17 protein-coding genes and 1 pseudogene are annotated in these 21,781 nt (G+C 74.0%); 10 read left to right on the forward strand and 8 right to left on the reverse strand.

Features of this window, described 5'->3' with window-relative positions:
* Window positions 1–40: 40 nt before the first annotated feature.
* From ACF1BE_RS08530 to ACF1BE_RS08545, 4 genes are all read right to left on the reverse strand, one after another.
* A complete protein-coding gene (locus tag ACF1BE_RS08530) occupies window positions 41–1,735 on the reverse strand; it encodes an ABC transporter transmembrane domain-containing protein (protein WP_392198199.1) in 1,695 nt (564 codons plus the stop codon).
* 79 nt (window positions 1,736–1,814) lie between these two features.
* Window positions 1,815–2,585 (reverse strand): thioesterase II family protein, encoded by a 771-nt coding sequence (locus ACF1BE_RS08535; protein WP_392198200.1) that lies wholly within the window; start codon window positions 2,583–2,585, stop codon window positions 1,815–1,817.
* On the reverse strand, window positions 2,582–3,379 hold the full coding sequence (locus ACF1BE_RS08540) for a thioesterase II family protein (RefSeq protein ID WP_392198201.1): 798 nt from the start codon (window positions 3,377–3,379) through the stop codon (window positions 2,582–2,584). The genes ACF1BE_RS08535 and ACF1BE_RS08540 overlap by 4 nt, the downstream gene beginning before the upstream one ends.
* A 20-nt stretch (window positions 3,380–3,399) precedes the next feature.
* A complete protein-coding gene (locus ACF1BE_RS08545) occupies window positions 3,400–5,013 on the reverse strand; it encodes an MBL fold metallo-hydrolase (RefSeq protein ID WP_392198202.1) in 1,614 nt (537 codons plus the stop codon).
* Window positions 5,014–5,550: 537 nt separating this feature from the next.
* Between ACF1BE_RS08545 and ACF1BE_RS08550 the strand changes: the two genes are divergently transcribed.
* The 5 genes from ACF1BE_RS08550 (at window position 5,551) to ACF1BE_RS08570 (ending at window position 12,338) form a co-directional block, all read left to right on the forward strand.
* On the forward strand, window positions 5,551–6,360 hold the full coding sequence (locus ACF1BE_RS08550; RefSeq protein ID WP_392198203.1) for an SDR family NAD(P)-dependent oxidoreductase: 810 nt from the start codon (window positions 5,551–5,553) through the stop codon (window positions 6,358–6,360).
* Complete coding sequence (locus tag ACF1BE_RS08555; protein ID WP_392198204.1) at window positions 6,350–6,901, forward strand: GNAT family N-acetyltransferase; 552 nt, start codon at window positions 6,350–6,352, stop codon at window positions 6,899–6,901. Before ACF1BE_RS08550 ends, ACF1BE_RS08555 begins: the two co-directional genes overlap by 11 nt.
* Before the next feature lie 40 nt (window positions 6,902–6,941).
* The gene (locus tag ACF1BE_RS08560) at window positions 6,942–8,648 is read left to right on the forward strand and encodes a carbamoyltransferase N-terminal domain-containing protein (RefSeq protein ID WP_392198205.1); all 1,707 of its coding nucleotides are present in this window, start codon (window positions 6,942–6,944) and stop codon (window positions 8,646–8,648) included.
* A 14-nt stretch (window positions 8,649–8,662) separates the two neighbouring features.
* Complete coding sequence (locus ACF1BE_RS08565; protein ID WP_392198206.1) at window positions 8,663–9,439, forward strand: hypothetical protein; 777 nt, start codon at window positions 8,663–8,665, stop codon at window positions 9,437–9,439.
* 823 nt (window positions 9,440–10,262) lie between these two features.
* Complete coding sequence (locus ACF1BE_RS08570; protein ID WP_392198207.1) at window positions 10,263–12,338, forward strand: SpoIIE family protein phosphatase; 2,076 nt, start codon at window positions 10,263–10,265, stop codon at window positions 12,336–12,338.
* A 50-nt stretch (window positions 12,339–12,388) separates the two neighbouring features.
* On the opposite strand, the gene ACF1BE_RS08575 is transcribed toward ACF1BE_RS08570, so the two are convergent.
* From ACF1BE_RS08575 to ACF1BE_RS08590, 4 genes are read right to left on the reverse strand one after another with little or no spacing between them, the layout of a single operon-like run.
* Complete coding sequence (locus tag ACF1BE_RS08575; protein WP_392198208.1) at window positions 12,389–13,399, reverse strand: DUF5914 domain-containing protein; 1,011 nt, start codon at window positions 13,397–13,399, stop codon at window positions 12,389–12,391.
* Window positions 13,396–14,418: a phytoene/squalene synthase family protein gene (locus ACF1BE_RS08580; protein ID WP_392198209.1), complete on the reverse strand. Its 1,023-nt coding sequence runs from the start codon at window positions 14,416–14,418 to the stop codon at window positions 13,396–13,398. Before ACF1BE_RS08580 ends, ACF1BE_RS08575 begins: the two co-directional genes overlap by 4 nt.
* The gene (locus ACF1BE_RS08585; RefSeq protein ID WP_392198210.1) at window positions 14,415–15,956 is read right to left on the reverse strand and encodes a phytoene desaturase; all 1,542 of its coding nucleotides are present in this window, start codon (window positions 15,954–15,956) and stop codon (window positions 14,415–14,417) included. Before ACF1BE_RS08585 ends, ACF1BE_RS08580 begins: the two co-directional genes overlap by 4 nt.
* Entirely contained in the window at window positions 15,953–17,305 is a 1,353-nt protein-coding gene (locus ACF1BE_RS08590) for a polyprenyl synthetase family protein (protein ID WP_392198211.1), read from the reverse strand. Before ACF1BE_RS08590 ends, ACF1BE_RS08585 begins: the two co-directional genes overlap by 4 nt.
* 250 nt (window positions 17,306–17,555) lie before the next feature.
* Between ACF1BE_RS08590 and ACF1BE_RS08595 the strand changes: the two genes are divergently transcribed.
* From ACF1BE_RS08595 to ACF1BE_RS08615, 5 genes and pseudogenes are all read left to right on the forward strand, one after another.
* Window positions 17,556–18,743, forward strand: coding sequence for a lycopene cyclase family protein (locus ACF1BE_RS08595; RefSeq protein ID WP_392198212.1), 1,188 nt, complete (start codon window positions 17,556–17,558; stop codon window positions 18,741–18,743).
* Window positions 18,744–18,787: 44 nt separating this feature from the next.
* Window positions 18,788–19,525: a class I SAM-dependent methyltransferase gene (locus ACF1BE_RS08600; protein ID WP_392198213.1), complete on the forward strand. Its 738-nt coding sequence runs from the start codon at window positions 18,788–18,790 to the stop codon at window positions 19,523–19,525.
* The gene (locus tag ACF1BE_RS08605) at window positions 19,522–21,138 is read left to right on the forward strand and encodes an FAD-dependent oxidoreductase (protein ID WP_392198214.1); all 1,617 of its coding nucleotides are present in this window, start codon (window positions 19,522–19,524) and stop codon (window positions 21,136–21,138) included. The genes ACF1BE_RS08600 and ACF1BE_RS08605 overlap by 4 nt, the downstream gene beginning before the upstream one ends.
* 12 nt (window positions 21,139–21,150) lie before the next feature.
* Entirely contained in the window at window positions 21,151–21,510 is a 360-nt protein-coding gene (locus tag ACF1BE_RS08610; protein ID WP_392198215.1) for an STAS domain-containing protein, read from the forward strand.
* A gap of 143 nt (window positions 21,511–21,653) precedes the next feature.
* Window positions 21,654–21,781 (forward strand): annotated as a pseudogene (locus ACF1BE_RS08615) (RNA polymerase sigma factor SigF); the annotation flags it as partial.

Genomic DNA, 21,781 nt, shown 5'->3' on the forward strand with positions numbered 1-21,781 from the left:
CTTCGCGGGAGGCCGGACGACCGGCGCGGGGCGCGGCCGGTCACGTTCCGTCCCGCAGGACGGTGTCGGCGTACTGGGGGTTGCGGACGACGAGGTCGCGGTGCGCGCCGGTGGCGACCACCTTGCCGTCGACGACGAAGGCCACCTCGTCGGCCTGGTCCAGGAGCAGCGGGCTGGAACTCATCACCACGGTGGTCCGCCCCGCGCGGCTCTGCCGTAGCCGCCGGGCGACGCCCGCCTCGGTGAGGGCGTCCACCGCGCTGGTCGGATCGACCAGGACGAGCACGGGCGTCGCGGACGCGACGGCCCGGGCCAGCCGCAGCCGCTGGCGCTGTCCGCCCGAGAGGGTGCTGCCCTGCTCCGTGAGGACGCTGCCGAGCCCGTCGGGCAGGGCGTCCACGATGTCCCCGGCGCCGGCGGTGTGCAGCGCGGCGGCGAGTTCCCCGTCCGTGCGGCCGGGGGCGAGTTCGTCGCGGAGGACTCCCGAGAACAGCGTGTCGCTGTTACGCACCACCAGGATGTGCCGGCGCACCTGTTCCACCGGCAGGGTGTCCAGCGGGACCCCGCCCAGGGTCACCGCGCCCTCGCGGTAGCGGCCGAGCCGTTCCGCGATCTCGGCGTTCTGCTCCGGGGTGGCGGACACGACGGCGGTGAGCCTGCCGTGGCGCGCCGTCAGTCCGGTGGCGGCGTCGACGAGGTCGGGGGCGTCCGGCAGGCCGGCCGGTGCCGTGCCCGCCGTGGGGTCGGGCGCGACGGCGAGCACCCGTACCACGCGCCCGGCGGCCACGTTCGCGCCGACGATCACCTGTACGGCCGAGGTCACGGTACGCATGGGCAGCATCAGGAAGGCCGCGTAGCCGTAGGCGGCCACGAGGTCGCCCGGAGAGATGTCACCGGCGACGGCGAGCCGGGCGCCGGCCCAGACCACGGCCACCACCAGCACCCCGGGCAGCAGCACCTCGGCGGCGGGCAGCACCGACTCCACCTTGGCGACCTCGACGCCGGCCTGCCGCAGCCGCTGGGAGTCCGTGCGGTAACGCCCCAGGAAGGCCTGCTCGCCGCCGATGCCGCGCAGCACCCGCAGGCCCGCCACGATGTCCGAGGCCCGCCGGGTCAGTTCGCCCTCCAGCTCGCGGTACCGTCCGACGCGCCGGTGCAGGGGGCGCAGCAGCGGACCCGTGCCCGCGAGCAGGACGGGCACCCCGAGCAGCACCAGCAGCCCCAGGGGCAGCGAGGTGGACAGCAGGACGACGGCCACCACGACGATCGTGACCGCGCTGCCGGCACCGCGGGCCACCGCGCCGGGCAGCGCCCCGATCCGTGAGATGTCGGCGGTGCCGACGGTCACCATGTCACCGTCGGCCACGCGGTCGTGCAGCCTGCCGCCCAGGGTGACCGCCTGCCGGACCACGAGACGGACCGTCAGGTAGTTCGCCTTCAGCCGTCCGACGGTGTCGCACCGGTGCCGCAGCACGCTGCCCGCGGTGGTCACCAGGGCGAGCCCGAGGACCACCCCGGTCCAGGCGAGGAGGCCCTCGGTGTCCTTGTCGGTGATCGCGTCGACGGCCCCGCCGACGGCCAGCGGGGTCAGTCCCATGCCGGCCATCCACAGGCAGCCCCAGAACACCCCGAGCGCCGCCGTACCGGCCTGCCGGCGCAGCAGCCAGAGCAGATAGCCGCGGGGCGACCGGAGATCGGGTTCTCCGGTGTCGGGCAGTGGATCGTTCCTCGGCAACGCGATTCCTTCTGACGTGTCTCGGTGGACTCGGGGACCAGGGCGCGAGCGGCCCGGTGGGCGGGGGCCGGGCGGCGGGCTATTCCCTCACGCCCGTACGGGCCCTCTCACCGAGGCGGCGGAGCGCGTCCACGACCTCGTCGGGGCGGTCGAGGTGGTAGAGGTGCCCGCCGTCGAAGCGGCGCACGCCGGCCGGCGCGGCCGACCAGGCGCGCCACTGCCCGGCGTGCTCGTCCGTGACGGCGAGGTCGTCGCTGCCCCGCCAGGCGTGGACCGGGCAGGGCAGTACGGCGTCCGCGGCCGGCGGGCGGTAGTGGTCGCACAGGGTCAGGTCGGCGCGCAGGGGTCGGGCGACGATGGGGACCAGCTTCTCGCTGGCGGCCACGTAGTCCGGTACGGCGCCGTGCTCGGCCAGCTCGGCCACCAGCTCGCCGTCGCTCATCGCCGCCGCCCCGGTCGGCGCCCCCTGGGCGTCCGGCGCACGGCAGGCGGAGGCCACGAGCCCGACGGGCCACGATCCGTACCCGGTGCCGAGGGCGCGCGCCAGCTCGTAGCCGAGCAGGGCGCCCATGCTGTGCCCGAACACGAGGTAGGGCAGGTCGATCCGGGCGGCCAGCACCGGGACCAGCTCCCGGACCACCTCCTCGGCCCGCGTCGCCGGCTCCTCGCGCCACCGGTTCTCCCGCCCCGGCAGCTGTACGGCGACCACGGCGATCCCGGGGCCGGCCAGCTCCTGCCACTGACGGAACTGGAAGGCCCCCGAGCCGGCGTGCGGCAGGCACACCAGCAGCATCCGGGCCGTGGCCGGCGGCTGCCACTCGACGAGCCAGCGCCGGTCGCCCGCGTTCACCGGGCCGCCTCGCGGGTGTCCAGCGCGTCGGCGAGGTCGTCCGCCAGGTCCCGGCACACCAGCCGCAGTTGCTCCGCCGGGTAGAAATGGCCGCTGGGGTAGCGGCGTACGGTGGCCGTCCTGCGTGTCTCGCCGGCCCAGGCCTCCAGGCCCGGCAGCGCGACCCGGTCGTCCCGCTCACCCGCGAAGACCGAGAGGGGACACGCCAGCGGGGGCGCCGGCCTCGGGACGTATCCCTCCAGCCAGGCGAGGTCGGCCCGCAGCACGGGGAGCAGGATCTCCAGGAGCTGCGGGTCGGCGAGCGCCTCGGCCGGTGATCCGCCCAGGCCCGCCACCCAGGCGAGCAGTTCCGCATCGGGCAGCCCGGACAGCGCGGGCCGGGGCCGCCCGGAGCCGGGATGTTCCATGCCCGAGACGGCCAGCAGCGCGGGACCCGTCAGCCGGTCGTCGGCGGACAGGATGCGTGCCACCTCGAATGCGACGAGGGCGCCCATGCTGTGCCCGAACAGGGCGTAGGGCCGCGAGCCGTGCGCCGCGACGTCGGCGCGTACGGCGTCCGCGATCAGGGCGGGGTCCACGCACGGCGGTTCCGCGATGCGGTGCTCGCGTCCCGGGAGCTGGACGGCCACCACCTCGATCCGGTCCGGCAGGGCCGCAGGCCACGGCCGGTAGGCCGAGGCCGCGCCGCCGGCGTGCGGGAAGCAGTACAGGACGGCGGGTGCCTCGGGCCGTGGCCCGGGGCGCACCAGTTCCCGCGCGGGCAGCGGGCGTGCGGTGGTGGGAGAGGGCTTCATCGTGACGCGTTCCGGCGGGCTCAGGAGCGCGGCTCGGCGGCCGGCCACATGCGTTCGGCCTGCCGGTACAGCAGCTCCGAGCCGACCGAGCGCCGTCGGCACAGTTCCTCCAGCAGGCCGCTCTGGCGCACCGGTTCGGACTCGGCGTCGAACTCCGAGCCGGTGAGGTGCTTCAGCCAGGGTTCGAGGCCCATGGCGTACGCGTACACGTGCCGGGCGCCCACCTGCTGGGCCAGCCGGTCCGCCATGGCGGCGTCCGAGCCCTTCAGCCGCCGCGACTGGTTCTGCTCACGCGTCAGCTTGGCCTCCATCAGCGGGCCGTACAGCCAGCTGAGGGAGGCGCCGACGCATTCCAGTCCGACGAACAGCGCGTCGACCTCGCCGACGATGTCGCGTACCCGGTCGTAGAGGGCTGGCTCGATCGGCGTGATGTCGGTGGCGAACATGAAGGACCGGCCGAGCGCGCGTACCAGTGGCACCATCTTGGTGCGGATGTCGAGGTCGGCGTGCTCCCCGATGAAGGGCAGGCCCACGACGTCGAGTCCCTCGGCGGCCCGGTGCGTGTCCAGCTCGCCCAGCTCCACCACGCGGGAGAAGCCCAGAGCCTCCAGCATCACCTTCAGGCTGGGGTCCTGGAGCGTGCCGCCGGATGCGCGCGGGACCACGATCGTGCCGATGCGGGTGCGCAGCTGGAGCAGTGTCTCCAGCGAGAAGTGGTCCGAGTGGAAGTGGCTGATCACCACGGCGTCGATGTGGTGGGGCAGGTCCGCGAGAGCGAAGTGCTCGTGTCCGTCGTCGGAGTAGCCGATCAGCGGGTCGAGCAGGACGCAGCCCGCCGAGGTCTCCACCAGGACCGTCGCGTGCCCGAAGTAGCGCATCCGGACCTGGCCGTCGGGAACCCGGTCCGGGGTGCGGGGGGCCTCGTCGTGGAAGAGCGCCTCGAAGCCGGCCGTCCCGGCGGCGTCCAGGCCCAGCCGCTCGGCCAGTTCCCGGGTGTCCACGGGCTGGAGACGGGCGGCGAACACGTCGTCCCACACGGCGGCGGAGAACGGTACGCCGATGTCGAGGCGCTCGGGCGAGGGCAGCACGGGGCTGCCGTACACGAAGGGCTGGTCACGCGGGGGGACAGCGGTCAGCGACAGGGTCTGGCCGTGCTCCTCGAACGCGGGGGAGCGGTACAGCAGCGACTCGAAGAAGCGGAAGGAGGCGTGGTTCGCGGTGTCGTAGACCAACTCGACGCAGCCGCGCAGCGATTCGGGGACCTCGGGGTACAGGGATTCCAGGGGGCCGCCGGTGGCCCGCTCGGCCAGCAGGGCCCGCAGGCGGTCGATGTCGTCCGCGAGGGTGAGGCGCGCCGCCGCGTCGCGCAGGGTCGTGTCGAGCAACGCCTGCACGTCGTCGGTGCCCGCGCTGCCCGGGTTGAGGAACGGTCCGCCGTAACGGGCCGGATCCGCCAGGGCGTTGCGGTGCAGCGTCGGGGACATGACGTAGTTGCGGAGGATGGGAAGCAGTCTCTCGCGCAGGTTCAGTGCCCCGGTGTGCGGTGCCAGGAGGTAGGGCCAGGCGTACCAGCGGTGCAGCAACGGCTGCGCGACGACGGACGCACGAAGATGGCGTTTGTGGATGACGGGCACGCTGCGTTCCCTTGCGAGTCGAGGCCGGTGGTCAACGGGGGTCGGCTCTTGTGGTGTCTTCGAAATCCGGATCCGGCCCCATGGCGAAAGGGCGGCACAGGCCTGGGACGGGGGATTGTCACTGCACCACCTGACAGGTGGGCCGGCATACTCCCCCGTTTCCCCGCGAGGCTTTCGATCCGGACGATCGGGGCTGCATTTCCGCCCTTTATCGCCGCAGGATTTCGCGCTGTAGTGCTGGGACTTAGCTTTCGACTGTAGTCATGATCCTCAAGGGCCTGCCACCGATTGCACATGTGACGTGCGTCACATGGCGACGTCGTGTGTGTGCGTGATTGACTGGCAAGAAGTTACGGGTGGTCATGCGGTGAAGCTCTCTTCACTACTTCCTTTCCTGGAGAGCGCGTGACCCGAAATCCTCTTCTTGAGGCCGGTGCGCGGGGAACCCGCTGTATGGCCGGTCATGAAGTGCACCTTGACACGAGGTGCAGGCCTACGTGAAACTCTGCGACCTGTTGCAGGGGGAACGAGAGGGATATGTCGGACGGTACGGAGCCTCGTGGCATTGCGTTGGTTTCTGGCGCCTCGTCCGGATTCGGTGCGCGCATCGCGCAGGTGTTGTCTGCAAGAGGATACGCAGTCATTGCCCTCGCCCGCCGTGCCGAACGGCTCAAAACGCTCGCCGAAGAGGATCCATATCGAGCCATTCTCCCTGTGGTCGCCGACGTGCGGGATCCGGACTCCCTGACCAGAGCCCTGGCGGAGCTACCGGCCGAATACCGCGATATTTCGGTGCTTGTGAACAACGCGGGCCTGTCGAAGGGGTTCGGTCCGCTCCAGGAGGGCGGCTCGCCGCACTGGCGTGAAATGGTCGACACAAACGTCACAGGTCTGCTGAATCTGACCGAAAGCGTGCTGCCCCGGCTCGTCGCGCGTGGCGACGGACACGTGGTCAACGTCGGATCGATCGCCGCCGAGTACCCCTACCTGGGTGGCAACGTCTACGCCGCCACGAAGGCGTTCGTGCACCAGCTCTCCCTCAACATGCGCGTCGATCTCCAGGGCACCGGAGTCCGGGTCAGCTGCGTCGCGCCCGGCATGGCGCGGACGGAGTTCGCCCAGGTCCGCTACGAGGGGGACGAGTCCCGCGCGGCGGCGCTCTACGCCGGCGTCACCCCTCTCACGGCCGACGACGTGGCCCAGGGCATCGCCTGGTGCCTGGACCGGCCCCCGCACGTCAACGTCAACATGATCGAGCTGATGCCCGTCGACCAGCCCTTCGGGCTCGGCTTCGCGGGAAACCGGAACGGCGGCCCGGGCACCTGCGCCGAACCCGATGCTTCGTGATCCGCGGGCCGGCGCGCGCGGCCGGCCCGGCCCCGGCGGCACCGGGGTCGACGCCCGGCCCCGGCCGGCCGGGCAGGAGATCTCGGTACGGCGGGCGCACCCCGGGGACGCCGGGGAGCTGGCCCGCATCTCCGCGCCGTTCGCGGCCGCGGACCGGCTGCTCAGACGCTCGCCGGACACCTTCGCGCGGCACTCCGACGAATTCCTCGTGGCGGTCGACGACACGGCGGTCCACGAAAACACCATCGCCGGCTGCATGGGACTGCTCCCGGTGCCGCAATGCCTGGTCATATACAACCTCTGCGTCTCGCCGGAGTTCCAGGGCAGAGGGATCGGCCGGATCCTGCTGCGTCACGCCGTCCGGCGGGCGGCCGACAACGGATGTGCCGCCATTCTCGCCGCCTCGAAACACGGGGGCGCCTGGTTCACGCGGCAGGGCTTTCAAGAAGTCGACCTGGACACCGCCCCGGAAGAGTGGCGGCGCCTGTCCCCCTCCGGCCGCAAGTCGTCTCTTTATTGTCTGCGACTCGATGACCGGTAACACTGGGGCCATTGCTTCAGGATGATCAGGGAGTGGAAAATTGATTATCTGCGGACTCAAGCTCACGCACGACGGAGCGGTGGCCCTGCTCGAAGACGATCGCCTCGTTTTCAGCGTCGAGATGGAAAAGATAGGGAACGGTCGGCGGTACAGCACCGTCTCCGACCTCAGCCAGATCCCCGGAATTCTCGCCGATTTCGGCTACAAGCCACGGGACGTCGACGAATGGGTCGTCGACGGCTGGGACGGTGACGTCTCCGGCGTGGTTTCCCTGCTGAGTTCCTCGGTCCCGGTGGAACTCGCTGTCGGGCCCTACCGGGAATCCGCGGCCTGCCCCGACCTGGCCGCGCCGGGGGCGTCCGGCGAGTTCCCGATGGACGGCCGCACCTACCCCTACACGAGCTACGCGCACGCCGCCGGACACCTGGCGAGCGCCTACTGCTCCAGCCCCTTCGCCCGGCGGGGCGAGCCGTCCTTCGTCCTCGTCTGGGACGGCGGACTCTTCCCGCGGCTGTACTGGGTCGACCCCGACACCGGCGTGGAGAACCTCGGGGAACTCTTCCCGCTGCTCGGCCACGCCTACGCCATCGCCGGCCACCACTTCGGCCCGTTCCGCCGCGAGGTCCAGTCACCGACGGTGGACGACCTCTCGGTGGCCGGCAAACTGATGGCGTACATCGCGCTCGGCCGGCCGCACGAGGACGTACTGACCGCGCTGCGCGAGGAGTTCCACCGGGTCTTCGAGAGCGACCTGCCGGAGTCCGTGGAGTACCGCCGGGCCGTCGGCGGCTACGGCAGCCTCTTCGAACCGTCGGTGCCTCCCGTCCACACCTTCTTCCAGGCCGTACGCGACCGGGTGGAACCCCGGGGGATAGCCGACGAGGACGTCCTGGCGAGTGTCCACACCTTCTTCCAGGAACTCCTCCTGGAGCGCATCACCCAGAAGGTACGCGCGGCGCGCGGCACCGGGCCGTGGAACCTGTGCTTCGCCGGCGGCTGCGCCCTGAACATCAAGTGGAACAACGCGCTGCGCGCCCTCCCGGAGTTCGCCGACGTCTGGGTACCGCCGTTCCCCAACGACTCGGGGTCGGCGATCGGCGCCGCCGTGCTCGGCAGGGCCCGGCACGAGGGCCTGCGCCCCGTCGACTGGCACGTACGGCTGGGGCCGGCCCTCCAGCCCAGCCCGGGGACACCCGACGGCTGGACCGCCACGCCCTGCACCCCCGCCGAACTGGCCCGGGAACTCCACGAGTCGGGCCGGCCCGTGGTCGTCCTCCAGGGGCGCGCCGAACTGGGACCGCGGGCCCTCGGGGGTCGCAGCATCCTGGCCGCCCCCACCCGGGCGGCGATGAAGGACGAACTGAACCGGGTCAAGGACCGCGAGCCCTACCGTCCGGTCGCCCCGATCTGCCTCGTGGAGGAGGCCCCGGCCGTCTTCGCCCCCGGCACCCCCGACCCGTACATGCTGTTCGAGCACGAAGTCCGCCCCGAATGGCTCGACAAGGTCCCGGCGGTCGTCCATCTCGACGGCACGGCACGGCTCCAGACCGTCTCCCGGGACGACGACCCGTTCCTGGCGGAGGTGCTGACCGCCTACCACCGGCTCAGCGGCGTCCCCGTCCTGTGCAACACCAGCGCCAATCTCAACGGACACGGGTTCTTCCCGGACGTCGCCTCCGCCATGGCCTGGGGCAGGGTGGACCGGATCTGGAGCGACGGAGTCCTCCACCACCGCAGGAGCGCCTGATCCGGTACCCGTCCGTGGCCGGCCCGGCGGCCGGGGGTGCGGAACGCGAGGCGCTCCGCACGGTGGGGGCGCTCGTGGGCGCCCTCCCGGGGATCAGATCCCTGTACGGCGGTGCCGTGGTCGTCGTCGCGGGGCGGGCCGTGCTCGCCCCCGGCGCGCTCGGCGAGGCCTTCGCCCAGGACCTGGCGTTCCTGCGGTACAGCGGGGCCCGGCCGGTCGTCGTGCACGACGCCGGCGCGGAGCCGGTCCGGCGGGCCCCGGACGAGGACGAGGGCACCGCGCTGCGCACGGTGGCCGCGGGCCTGGTGCAGCGGCGCCTCGTCGGCCTCGTCAACGCCCACGGCCCGCTGGCCGTCGGCATCACGGGCGAGGACGGCCACACGCTCACCCGCACGACCTCCGGAGACCTCGTGGCCGACCCCGGCGTCCTGCGCACGCTGCTCGACGACGGCCGCATCCCCGTGGTCGCCGCCGTCGCACAGGGTGAACACGGCCCCCACCCCGCCGACGTGGTGACGACGGCCCGCCTGCTCGCGGCCCGTCTGGGCGCCCGGCGGCTCCTGCTGCCCCCCGACGCGGAGGGAGCCGGCCCGACCGGGACCAGACTCCTCGACCCGTCCGCACCTCACGCGCTGCTCCGCACGCTGTACGAACTGGACACACCGCCTCCGGGTGAGGCCCGGGGGGATGCGGCGGGCCGGCGGGCGCTGGACGGGGCCCCGGAGGGGACCGGGGAGGGTACGACTTCGGGTGCCGGTGCCCGGAAGGTGCGGTGGGCCGGCCGGGGGTAGCCGGAGCCCGGGAGGGGCGCCCGCGAACCCCGCTGCCCGGAAGGTCCTGCGGGCCGGTCGGCGGGACGGAGGCGCGGGAGAGGACGCCCGTGCTCCCGGCCCTCGCAGGGTTCTGCGTTCGGTGGGCGGGGGACACGGGCCGGACGGTGGACGCCCCGAGCCCCGGCCGCCGGAACGTCCGACGGCCGGGCGGCGGGCGCATCGGCAGGGGCGGTCGGTCGTCACCGGCGCCCTGCTGACGAGCCACAGCCGCCGGCGCGAACGGGGTGCGGCACCCTGCAGTTCCTGTGCCCGCCCGCGTCGGCGCGCGGCAACGGTGACCCGCGCGCGGGCGCGGGCCGTGCCGGGGCGGTCCGACGCAGGGCGAGGGCCGTCCCGCCACCCGGCCCGACGCGGCGGCTCGCCCCGCCCGCGAGCGCGACCGACATGCCGTGTCACCCCGGCCGCACGGCCGCGCGCCGCGCCGATGCACACCGGCCCCCCGGCACGCCGCACCCGTCCCTCGCGCCTGCGCGGTCGACCGCGGGTTCATCCCGGCATGCCGTGCCGTCCTCGACGCCTCCGTGGGCGGGACACCCGGTGGCGGGGAGGGGTAGAAGTGGAGTGTCGGCCGGAACATCGAGGTGTGCGCTCCATTGTGCTTGGTGCCCGGGACACGGGGGCCGGGGCAGGTCGCGGGACCCTTCCCGGCGCGTCCCCCTGGCCGCCCCAGGTCCCGTACCGCATCGTGGATGCGGCTGCTGACCTGCGGGAAACCGTGTCACCCGACTGCGCGGTGAGGCGGGCGCACCGGTGAGGCCGGCAGGCGGAAGGAGCGAGTGCGATGACAGGAGCGCAGCGGCGCCCGGAGCAGGCTGAGCGTCCGGGGGGCGGCGCGGCGGATCCGAGCGGGCTGATGGATCTGCTGGGCGTCGCCGCGGTGCTGCTGGAGGCCGACGGCAAGATCGACATGTGGAGCCCGCAGGCGGAGGAGTTGTTCGGCTACACCCGCAGCGAGGCGGTCGGGCAGTACGCGGCGCTGCTGCTCCTCCATCCCGAGAACCAGGACGCGGCGGTCACCCTGTTCGCCGACGTGATGGCGACCGGCCGGGGCTGGGCGGGGGCGTTCCCCGTCCGGCACAAGGACGGCAGCTCCCGGATGGTCGAGTTCCGCAACATGCGGCTGACGGACAACCTGGGCGACCACTACGCCCTGGGACTGGCCACCGACCGCACCACCCTGCGCCAGATGGAGCGCAACCTGGCCCTGTCCACCCGGCTGGTCACCCAGGCCCCGATCGGTCTGGCCGTACTGGACACCGACCTGCGGTACCTGGCCGTCAACCCGGCCCTCGCGGGCATGCACGGCGTTCTGGAGGCCGATCACATCGGCCGCCCCTTCCGCGAGGTCCTGCCCGGCGAGCCCTTCCTGGACGCGGAGGCCCTGATGCGGCAGGTCCTCGCCTCCGGCGCCCCCGTGGTGGACCAGCAGATGGTGGGCCGCACCAGCGCCGACCCGGACCGTGATCACGCCTGGGCGGTCTCGGTGTACCGGCTGGAGGACCACCTCGGGCACGTCCTGGGCATCGCGACCATGGTCGTCGACGTCACCGACCGCTACGAGGCGGCCCGCAAGGCCGACCAGGCCCAGCATCGCCTGCGTCTCGTGGCCAACGGTTCGTCCCGGATCGGCACCACCCTGGAGGTGGAACGGACCGCGCGGGAACTGGCGGACGTCGTCGTGCCGGACCTGGCCGACATGGTCTCGGTGGACCTCCTGGACTCCGTCCTTCAGACGGGTCGTCCGGACGTCGGCGAGGGCCCGGCGCTGTTCCGCGCCCTGGCCGTGAAGACGGCCTACCCCACCGACGCCGCCGACGCCATGGTCCCGCCCGGCCGCCTCACCACGTACCACGCCGACCACCCGGCGGCCCACTGCATCCGCACCCGGCTCCCGCACCTGATCACCCATCTGGAGGATCACGCCCGCATCGCCGCCGGCCCCGAGGCCGCCCGCCTGCTGGCCCGGGCGGGTGTCCACTCCGACATGGCCGTCCCGCTCATCGCCCGCGGAGAGGTCATCGGCGTGATGGGGCTGGCCCGCGCCCGCAACCCCCAGCCGTTCGACGACGACGATCTCGCCCTCGCCTGCGAGCTGGCCTCCTCCGCCGCGCTGAGCATCGACAACGCCGTCCTGCACCAGCACATCCGCAGCGCCGCCGAGACCCTCCAGCGCAGCCTGCTGCCCCGGCTCTCGCCCCGTCATCCCGGTCTGGACGTCGCCGCCCGGTACCGGCCCGCGCAGGCCTTCAGCGAGGTCGGCGGCGACTGGTACGACGTGATCCCCCTCGACGGTGACCGCACCGCGCTCGCGGTGGGCGACGTCATGGGCAGCGGCATTCCGGCGGCCACCGCCATGGGCCGCCTGCGCACCGCCACCTCCACCCTCGCCGACCTCGACCTGGAGCCCGCCCGCATCCTCACCCACCTCGACAAGATCACTCATGGTCTGGACCCGTACATCGCCACCTGTGTGTACGCGGTCTACGACCCCCACCGGGCCCTGCTGCACGTGACCTCCGCCGGCCACCTGCCCCCGGTGCTGATGCGCGCCGGCAGGGCGCCGGAACTCCTCGACCTGCCCACCGGCATCCCGCTGGGAGTCGGGGGCGTCCCCTTCGAGACGACCACGCTCGGCCTGGAGCCCGGCGACCAGCTGGTCCTCTACACCGACGGGCTGGTCGAGACCCGCGACGACCCCATCGACGAACGGCTGGAGGACCTCCTGCGCCTCCTGGCACCGCGCGACCGCTCCACGGAGGACACCTGCGACCGGCTCCTGCGGGAGCTCCGCCACCCCGCCGGCCACGACGACGTCGCTCTGCTCATCGCCCGCGCCCAGCCCCTGTCGGCCCGGTGACGGGCGCGACGCCGGTGTCCGGCCACGCCCGTACGTCACCAGGCCGGTTCTCAGCCGGGGAAGCGTCCCGTGGAGCGCAGCCGCCAGCGACGTTCGGCGTAGGCGAGGTCGTCCCGCCACAGGCGCCCCGCAGCGGCCCGCACCAGCGGACGCAGGAGGGGCGCCGCCCGGCGGGCGACGGCGAAGCCCGGCCGGTCGGAGGCGGCCATCACGGCCTCGACGACCGCCGTACGCGGCCGGCCCCGCTCGTCCGGCCCGAGGGGCGTGGCATGGGTCTCGACCACGGAACCCCGCCCCTCGCCTTCGGTGATGCGCATGACGACCGTACGCGGTTCAGGGGCGGTGAACACGGCACGCACCGGTACGACCAGGCGTCCGGCCACCTTGAAGGAGACGTCGACGGTGAAGGCGTCGTCGCTGCCCGGGCCGTCGGGTGACCCGACCACCGTGAGATCGGCGAACGAGTACGGGTGGAACCACGCGCCGTGCCACGGGTCCAGGCGATTGGCCACGACGTCCTCGGTCTCGCACACCCCCGTCCCGGTGTAGACGGCCGTCAGCGCACGCGTCCGCTCGGGCCTCGGCGCGACGACCGGCGCCTCCAGCGGCGCCTCACCGCCGGCCTCGTCCAGGCGCACCCACACCAGGACGCCGTCGTCGTGCACCGGCAGCGGGGACCAGCCCGCGGACGGGCCGCCGTCCAGGGCGAGCCCGTGCCAGTGGCAGACCAGGGTGCCGCAGCGTACGGGGCTGTCCCGCAACGGTGCGCCGAGATGGGGGCAGATGCCGGGACCGCCCACCAGCCGGCCGTCGGCGCCGCGCCAGACGACCACCTCCCGGCCCGCCACGGTCCGCGCGAGCGGACGGTCGGCGCGCAGGCCGCGGGAGGCACCGACCACGTACCAGTTGCCGGACGGACGGGCCCGGGCCCGCTTCAGCGCCTGCGCGATGACCGCGGGCCTGGCCTCCCGCCAGGTGGGCCGCTGACGCTCCCACGGCACCGGACGCCGCCGCAGGGACAGCGGCAGCCGGCCGCGCCGGCCGGGCGGAACGGGGTTCACACGACCTCCTTCGCGACCGGCGGGCACGAGGTGCCGCGCACGGCGGTGGACAGCGGGCTCGGCAGGGCGGGACGCCCCGGCCGGCGCCGCGCGGCCAGCCGGGCGGCGAGCACCCGGACGAGTCCGTCGGCGGCGACCGCGGCCCGGCGCCGGTGCCCGACCGCCGCGCGGCGGTGCAGCACCGCGTACCCGTCCCGGGCGACCGCGTCCAGGATGCCGCCGTACAGGACGAACGCGGTACGGATGCACGGGCGGGACACCGGGTCCAGCATCGCCAGGCCGGGGGCGGCCTCCCGGTAGACACCGCGCGTCAGCGCCTCGAACTCGCGCAGCGCGCCCGTGATGCGGCGGTCGTGCCGCCCGGTGTCCCGGCTCCACCGCAGCAGGTCCCGGCCGACTCCGTGACCGGCGAGCAGATCGGCGGGCAGATAGACGCGCCCCCGGTCCAGGTCCTCTCCCACGTCGCGGAGGAAGTTGCTCAACTGGAAGGCGACGCCCAGGGCGGCGGCGTACGGCGCGGCCTCCTCGCGCGGGACGACCGTCCCCAGCACGGGCAGCATCTGCAACCCGATCACCGCGGCCGAGCCGTGCATGTAAGCGCGCAGGTCCGCGTAGGTGGCGTAGTCGGTCACCACCAGGTCCGCGCTCATCGCCGACATGAAGTCACGGAAATGGGCGTGCTCGATGCCGTAACGGCGTGCGGTGTCGGCGAGCGCCAGGACCACCGGTTCGCGGCTGTGCCCGTCGCGCAGTCCCTCGTCCAGGCTCCGCCGCAGTTCCCCCAGCACCTCGCCGCGTCGCCCGGTGCCCACGCCGGGGTCGAGGGAGTCGACGATGTCGTCCGCCCAGCGGGCGAAGCCGTACAGGGCGTGCACGGCGGGCCGGCGCTCGACCGGCAGCAGCCGGGTGGCGAGGAAGTACGTCTTGCCGTGCCGGGCGTTGAGCGCACGGCACTGGTGGTACGCCGCGCGCAGCGCCGGATCGCCGATCCCCGCCGCGTCCAGTTCACGGTCCGTCATACGGTGCTTTCCTCCACGGGCTTCGGCGGGGTGCGCGGCCGGGTGGGCGCGGGGTGCGGCAGGCCGGTGATCCGCGCGGCGGCGAGCTTCCCGGACACCAGCACGGTCGGTACGCCGACGCCCGGTGTCGTGCCGCAGCCGGCGAGGACGGCGTTCTCGATGCCCCGCACCAGGTTGCGCGGCCGGAACGGGCCCGTCTGGGCGAAGGTGTGGGCGGCCGAGAAGGGTGTCCCGGCGGCGTGGCCCGCGGCCCGCCAGGTGGCCGGGGTGACGAGGCACTCCTCCTCGACGGCGGCCTCGATGCCGTCCAGGCCGCGCCGCTCCAGCTCCCGCAGCAGCGTCTGCCGGTAGCGGGGGCCGAGCTCGCCCCACGCGGCGGCATCCGGTCCGATGTCGGTGTTGGGGCAGGGCGCCAGGACGTAGTGCAGGTGCCGGCCCGGGGGAGCGAGCCCGGGATCGGTGGCGGTGGGCCGGGTGACGAGCAGGGAGGGATCGCTCATCAGGCGCCCGGTGCGGGTCAGTTCGTCGAACGTGGCGCGCCAGGCCGCGCCGAAGGAGATGGTGTGGTGGGCCAGCTGCGGCCAGGTGCGGTCCGTCCCCAGGTGCAGCACCACGGCGGACGGTGAGTGACGCAGGCGCAGCGGCCGGCGGGGGCGGCGGCCGATGAGCCGGTAGGTGACGGGGAGGTCCGGGGTGAGGACCACGCTGTCGCAGGCGACGCGCTCCTGGCCGGTGACGACGGCGGTGACGCGCGCCCCCGAGCGTTCCAGCCGGATCACCTCCTGCCCGTAGCGCAGGTCGGCGCCCGCGTCGGCGGCGGCGTCCGCCATGGCCCGCGGCAGCGCGTGCATGCCGCCCCGGGGGAAGTACACGCCGGCGACGGTGTCCATGTAGGCGATGACGGCGTACGCGGCCAGGGCGCGGGCGGGCGGCACGCCCGCGTACAGGGCCTGGAAGGAGAACACCCGGCGCAGCCGTTCGTCGGAGAGGAAAGCCCCGATCCGGGCATCGAGCCGGCCGAAGCCGCCCAGCGCGGCCAGCCGGGCCAGGTCGGGGGTCAGCAGGTTGAGCGGGGAGTCGAAGTTGGCGTCGATGAACCGGCGCATCTGCACCCGGTACAGCTTCTCCAGCCAGTCGCGCAGCCGCCGGTAGCCCGCCGCCTCGCGGGCCCCGGCGAACCGTTCCACCTCAGCCGCCATCGCGTCGGCGCCGGTGTGCACGTCGAGGGTGCTGCCGTCCGCGAAGCGGGCCCGGTAGGCGGGGTGCAGGGGAACCAGGTCGACCCGCCGGTACAGGCTGTCACCGACGGCCGCGAACGCCTCGTCGGCGAGGTCGGGCATGGTCAGCACGGTCGGGCCGGTGTCGAACCGGTAACCGCCCAGGTCGAGGCGGCCGGCCCGGCCGCCGGGCAGCGGATCCCGCTCCACGACGGTGACGCGGCGTCCGGCGCCCAGCAGGTGCAGCGCGGCCGACAGCCCGGCCAGGCCGGCCCCCACGACCACGACGTGATCGCTGCGCCCGGGCAGCGTACGCGTCATCGTCCGCACTCCTTCGCACCCGAGCAGGCCAGGAACGCCGGCATGGACGCGCCCACATCGTCCCCGGGGCACGGACCGCTGCCACCGGGATGCGCAGGCTCAGGCGATCCGGTCGCGGATCCCGGTCCGTCGCCCGCGGCGACGAGCAGGTGGTGCAGTCGGGTGCCGGGCTCGTGTTCGAGGCGGGCATCGTCGAGGTGGCGCAGGCTCTGGGCGATCAGGCGGCCGATCCTGTCCTCGACCGTCGCCCGGGCGCCCGTGCCGGTGAGCACCTCCCGCACCCGGTCCAGGTCCGGCCCCGTGAGGCCGGCGTTGCCCAGCGAGCGGCGCAGGACGGTGAGGGAGGAGTGGTCGCCGGTGGTCTCGGCGCGGACCCGGGCCAGAGCGACCAGGTACGTCGGTTTGCCCTCGCGGATGTCACCGCCGCAGGGTTTCCCCGTCCGCCGCGGGTCACCGAAGACGTCGTCCAGGTCGTCCCGCAGCTGGAACGCCATGCCGGCACAGCGGCCGGCCGAGCGCAGCGCCCGCGTGGTGGTGTCGTCCGCGTCCGCCAGTGCGGCGCCCAGCGCCAGGGGCCGCTCGACGGAGTACCGGGCGCTCTTGAGGCAGGCCGCCCGCAGGGCCCGGGACAGGGAGTACGCGCCCGTGATCTGTCCCTGCACGTCCAGGTACTGGCCGGCCACCATCTCGGTGCGCATGTCACTCCACAGACGGCGCACGGCGGACGCCCGCACCGGGTCGAGCGGTGTCTCGGCCACCAGGTCGTCCGACCAGGCGAGCGCCAGATCACCGGCCAGCAGCCCGGCCGCCTCCCCGAAGCGGCTCACGCGCCGGGGGGAGGCCGCACCGGTGTAGCGGGCGCTCAGCTCGGCGTGCAGCGCCGGCCGGCCGCGGCGCCGGACCGAACCGTCCATCACGTCGTCGTGCACCAGGGCGCAGGTCTGCAGGAGTTCGAGCGCGGCGCCGATCCGCAGGGCCGACGCCACCAGCGCCTCCCCGGTGCCGCCGCACGCACGCAGTGACCACCACAGCAGCTGCGAGCGGGCCCGTTTGCCCCCGGTCCGGGTGAAGCGCACGACCCTCCCGGCGAGCTCCTCGGCGAACAGGACGTCCATGGCGCGGGCGCGGGCGACACGGTCGGCCAGGAAGTGGTCCAGCACCCGGCCCACGGCGGCGGGCACGTCCGCGTCGACCACGCCCGCGTCCCCGGTCCTTGGCGGGACGGCGCCATGGGACTCGCCGGTTGCGCCGTCCGGGCGCACCCGGACGGGGGAACCCGACAGCGGCACCGGGCGCGGGACGGGTGGCGGTGCGACCGCATGGTGTTCCTTCGCCTGTGTGGGGCGCATCCCGGATCCTCTTCTCCTGATCACACAGCAGTTCGTCACCACGTCTTCGGCGTGTGGGCCGGACGCGGATGCGGTACGGGCCGAGGCGCGACGGACCGCTTGTGACGATGCCTTCCACATCCCTCACGCGCCGTGGCCGACGCGTGTCGCATACGAGTGACCCGCATCCGTTCGGGCACATGGGCGGGAACAGCGGGAAGCGGCCAGGGTGCGTGACGCGCACCCGGACGCCAGCACGGAAGGAGCCGTCGTGTCGGAGGCGGAGGTGGCCGTGGTCGGGGCCGGGGCCGCCGGCCTGTCCCTGGCCCACCGTCTGGCCGGACACGCGCCGGGACTTCGCACGCCGTCCGTGGTCCTGGTCGACGCGCCGCCCGGCCCGCTGCGCGCGCCCCGCCGCACCTGGTGTTTCTGGGAGGCGGGCCGTGGGCGCTTCGACGCCGCGGTCACGGCTTCCTGGCAGCACCTGCGGGTACGGCCTCCAGCGGGGCGCCCGGTCGAAGGGGACCTCGGGCCGCTGCGGTACAAGATGATCCGCTCCGACGACTTCGAGGCCCTGGTCGGCAGGGACCTGGCCGCCAGCCCGCACGTAACGAGGCTGGAGGCCACCGTCGAGACGGTGGAGGACGTGCCCGGCGGGGCCCGCGTACGGCTCCGGAGCACGGACGGCACACCACAGGTCCTCGACGCCCGCTGGGTGTTCGACTCCCGGCCGCTCGGCAGCCTGCCCGCCGCCCGCACCACACTGCTCCAGCACTTCCACGGCTGGTTCGTCCGCACCGCCGCGCCGGTCTTCGACCCCGCCACCGCGGACCTGATGGACTTCCGCACCCCCCAGCCCGCCGACGGCCTGTCGTTCGGTTACGTGCTGCCCACCGGACCGCACGAGGCCCTCGTGGAGTACACCGAGTTCTCACCACGGCTCCTCTCCGACAGCGGATACGCGGCGGCGGTACGGCACTACACGCACGATGTCCTGGGACTCGGCGACCTACAGGTCCTCGCCACCGAGACCGGGGTCATCCCGATGACGGATGCCCCGATGCCACGTCAGGTCGGCGCGTCGGTCTTCCGTATCGGCGCCGCCGGCGGCGCCACCCGCCCGGCCACCGGCTACACCTTCTCCGGCCTGCAACGCCAGACGCGGGCCGTCGCCGCGGCCCTGCGCCGGGGACGCCGGCCGGTGCCGCCCCCGGCCCACTCCGCCCGCTCGCGCGCCATGGACGCCGTACTGCTGCGCGCCCTGGCCAGCGGCCGGGTCGACGGCCCCGCCCTGTTCAGCGGGCTGTTCCGCCACGTACCCATGCCCACGCTCCTGCGGTTCCTCGACGGACGCACCCACCTGCGCGAGGACCTCGCCATCGGCCTGCGCACCCCGATCGGCCCGATGCTCCGCTCGGCGCTCGAACTGCGTGGCCTGCCCCGCCGCCCGTTCGACTGACCCGCCGGCCCCCTCCGACCGACCCCGCCGCCCCTGGAGACCGCATGACCCTGCTGCGTGACGCGGACCTCGCCGCCGCGTTCGACCACGCCGCCCGCAGCTACGACACGCTGGTGGCCGCCAACCCCGGCTACCACGCCCACCTGAGGCGCTCGGTACGCCGTCTGGGCCTGCCCGGGCACGGCGCGGGCCTGCGCCTGCTGGACCTCGGCTGCGGCACCGGCGCCTCGACGGCGGCGCTCCGCTCCGTCCTGCCGGCCGCGCACATCACCGCCGTCGACGCGTCCGCCGGCATGCTGGGCCGGGCCGCCGCCAAGCCCTGGGCCCACGAGGTGACCTTCGTGCGGGCACCGGCGGAAGGCCTGGCCGAGGCCGGGGTGAGCGGACCGTTCGACGCGGTCTTCGCCGCCTACCTCTTCCGCAACGTGTCCGATCCCGACGCCGTCCTCACCACCGCCCGCGACCTGCTCGCGCCCGGCGGCCGGCTCGGCGTGCACGAGTACACCCTGAGCGGGCGCCGCGCCGACCGCGCCGTGTGGACGCTGGTGTGCCGCGGTCTCGTCCAGCCCACGGCGTCCGCGCTCGGCGACGGCGAGCTGTACCGCCATCTGTGGCGCAGCGTCGTGGAGTTCGACACCGCCGACCGCTTCGCCGGCCGCGTGCGCGCGGCCGGATTCGAGCACGTGCGAACCCTGCCCCTGCCGGGCTGGCAGACGGGCATCACCCACACCTTCGTCGCCCGCCGCCCGGAGACCGCCCGCCACCCGGAGGCCGGGCGATGAAGGGAGCCAGGAACCCGGACGGCGCCCGCCGCGGCCGGGACCGGCGTGCCCGGCTGCTCCCGGCACACCCGGGGACGCGGCGCGTGGAAGGTGCCCGCCCCACCACCGCCGTCGTCGGCGGCGGCATCGCCGGTCTCGCCGCCGCCACGGCACTCGCCGAGCGCGGCGTCGGCGTGACCCTGTACGAGAGCCGGCCCTACCTCGGCGGCCGGGTCGGCGGCTGGCCGACCACCCTCCGGGACGGCACGCCGGTGACCATGAGCCGCGGCTTCCACGCCTTCTTCCGTCAGTACTACAACCTGCGCGGGCTGCTCCGCCGTACCGACCCCGGCCTGCGGCGGCTGACAGGTCTGCCGGACTACCCGCTGCTGCACGCCGGCGGGCTGCGGGACAGTTTCCGCCATGTCCCGCGCACCCCGCCGTGGAGTGCGCTCGGTTTCGTCGCGCTCAGCCCCTCCTTCGGCCTGCGGGACCTCGGGGACATGGACCCGGTCGCGGCCCTGCCGCTGCTCGACGTACGCGTCCCCGGCGTCTACGACCGGCTCGACCGCACCAGCGCCCACGACTTCCTGCACACCGTCCGCTTCCCCGAGAAGGCCCGGCACCTGGCGTTCGAGGTCTTCTCGCGGAGCTTCTTCGCCGACCCCCGGCACCTCTCGGCGGCCGAGATGGCACTGATGTTCCACATCTACTTCCTCGGCTCCGCCGAGGGCCTGCTGTTCGACGTGCCCCGCGCGCCCTTCCCCGCCGCCCTGTGGCACCCGCTGGCCGGCTACCTGGAGGGGCACGGCGCCGAGGTGCGCACCGGCACGGCCGTCGAACACCTCGCACCGGCAGGGGACGGCGGCTTCCTGGTCACCACCGGCCGGGACGAGCGGCACCACGACAGCGCCGTACTGGCTCTGGACAGCGCGGGCCTGCGCTCCCTCGTGGCCCGGTCGGACCGGCTGGCCGACGCGCCCTGGCGCGAGCGCGTCGCACGGCTGCGCGACGCCCCGCCGTTCCTGGTCACCCGGCTGTGGCTGGACCGGCCCGTGGCGCCCGGCCGGCCCGGCTTCCTGGGCACGAGCGGCTTCGCGACCCTGGACAACATCAGCGTGCTGGAGCGGTGGGAGGACGAGGCCGCCCGGTGGGCCGCGCGCACCGGCGGATCCGTGGTGGAACTGCACGCCTACGCGGTCCCGCCCCAGGCGTCCCGGGACGTCGAGGAGAAGCGCCTCGTCGAACAGATGCACCGCGTCTACCCCGAGACGCGTACGGCCACGATCGTCGACGTCCGCCACGAATGGCGCGAGGACTGCCCCCTGTTCCCGGTGGGCGGCTACCGCGACCGGCCGACCGTGCGCACCCCGGACCCGCGGCTCGTGGTGGCGGGCGACCTGGTCCGCACCGAGCTGCCGGTGGCACTGATGGAACGGGCCGCGACGACCGGCTTCCTGGCCGCCAACGCGCTGCTGGAGCGGTGGGGCGTGCGGGGCCAGACCCTGTGGACGGTGCCGGACCGCGGCCGGAGCGCCGTCCTGCGGAGCCTGGCCGGGTGGACCGGGAGCGGCGCCCGTCACGAACGCGACCGCCGGCCGGGAGCGGGCTCGCCCCACCCGGCCGGAGAGTGACAGGATGACGGGATGCAGTGGGAGTCAGGGACGGTCGTGCAGGTCACCCGGCACCGTCGTGTCTTCGAGGTCACGGTGCGCGGAGAGATGGACTACGACGAGTGCGACCTGCTCGGCGCCGCCTGGGACGAGGCCGACGACTGCGGTCTGCCGGCCACTGTGGTGGATCTCACCGGCCTGACCTTCGGAGACAGCCAGCTGCTCCGCTCCCTCCTCGACGCGCACCAGCGCCACCAGGCGGACGGTCGCGCGTTCGTCCTCCTCGGCCCGCTCCAGGCCAGTGTCGCCCGCCTCCTCACCATCAGCGGCACCCGCGAGTACTTCACCCTCACCGACTCCCGTGAGGCGGCACTGCGCACCACGGACGGCTGACGGCCCGTCATTCCCGCCTCGCGGAGGACGACGGCCGGCAGGGACGCATGAGTGGCCTACGACCGGGTAGCCGGGGCCTGAACGAGTCGTCCGGTTCGGGCGGCGTGCGTACCCGGGAGGGGAACACCTTGACGGCAGTGAGCGTGGCGAAGACGGACAGGCGTGCGACGGCCCATGCGGTGGGGCTGCCGGAGGTCGCGGATCCCACGGCTGTGGCTCCTCGGGACGCGCGGGAGTTGTCGAAGGTGTTCTTCGATCAGCTGGCGGTGCT

Origin of the sequence: Streptomyces sp. NPDC014991 (assembly GCF_043080665.1) — a bacterium.
Classification (GTDB): domain Bacteria; phylum Actinomycetota; class Actinomycetes; order Streptomycetales; family Streptomycetaceae; genus Streptomyces.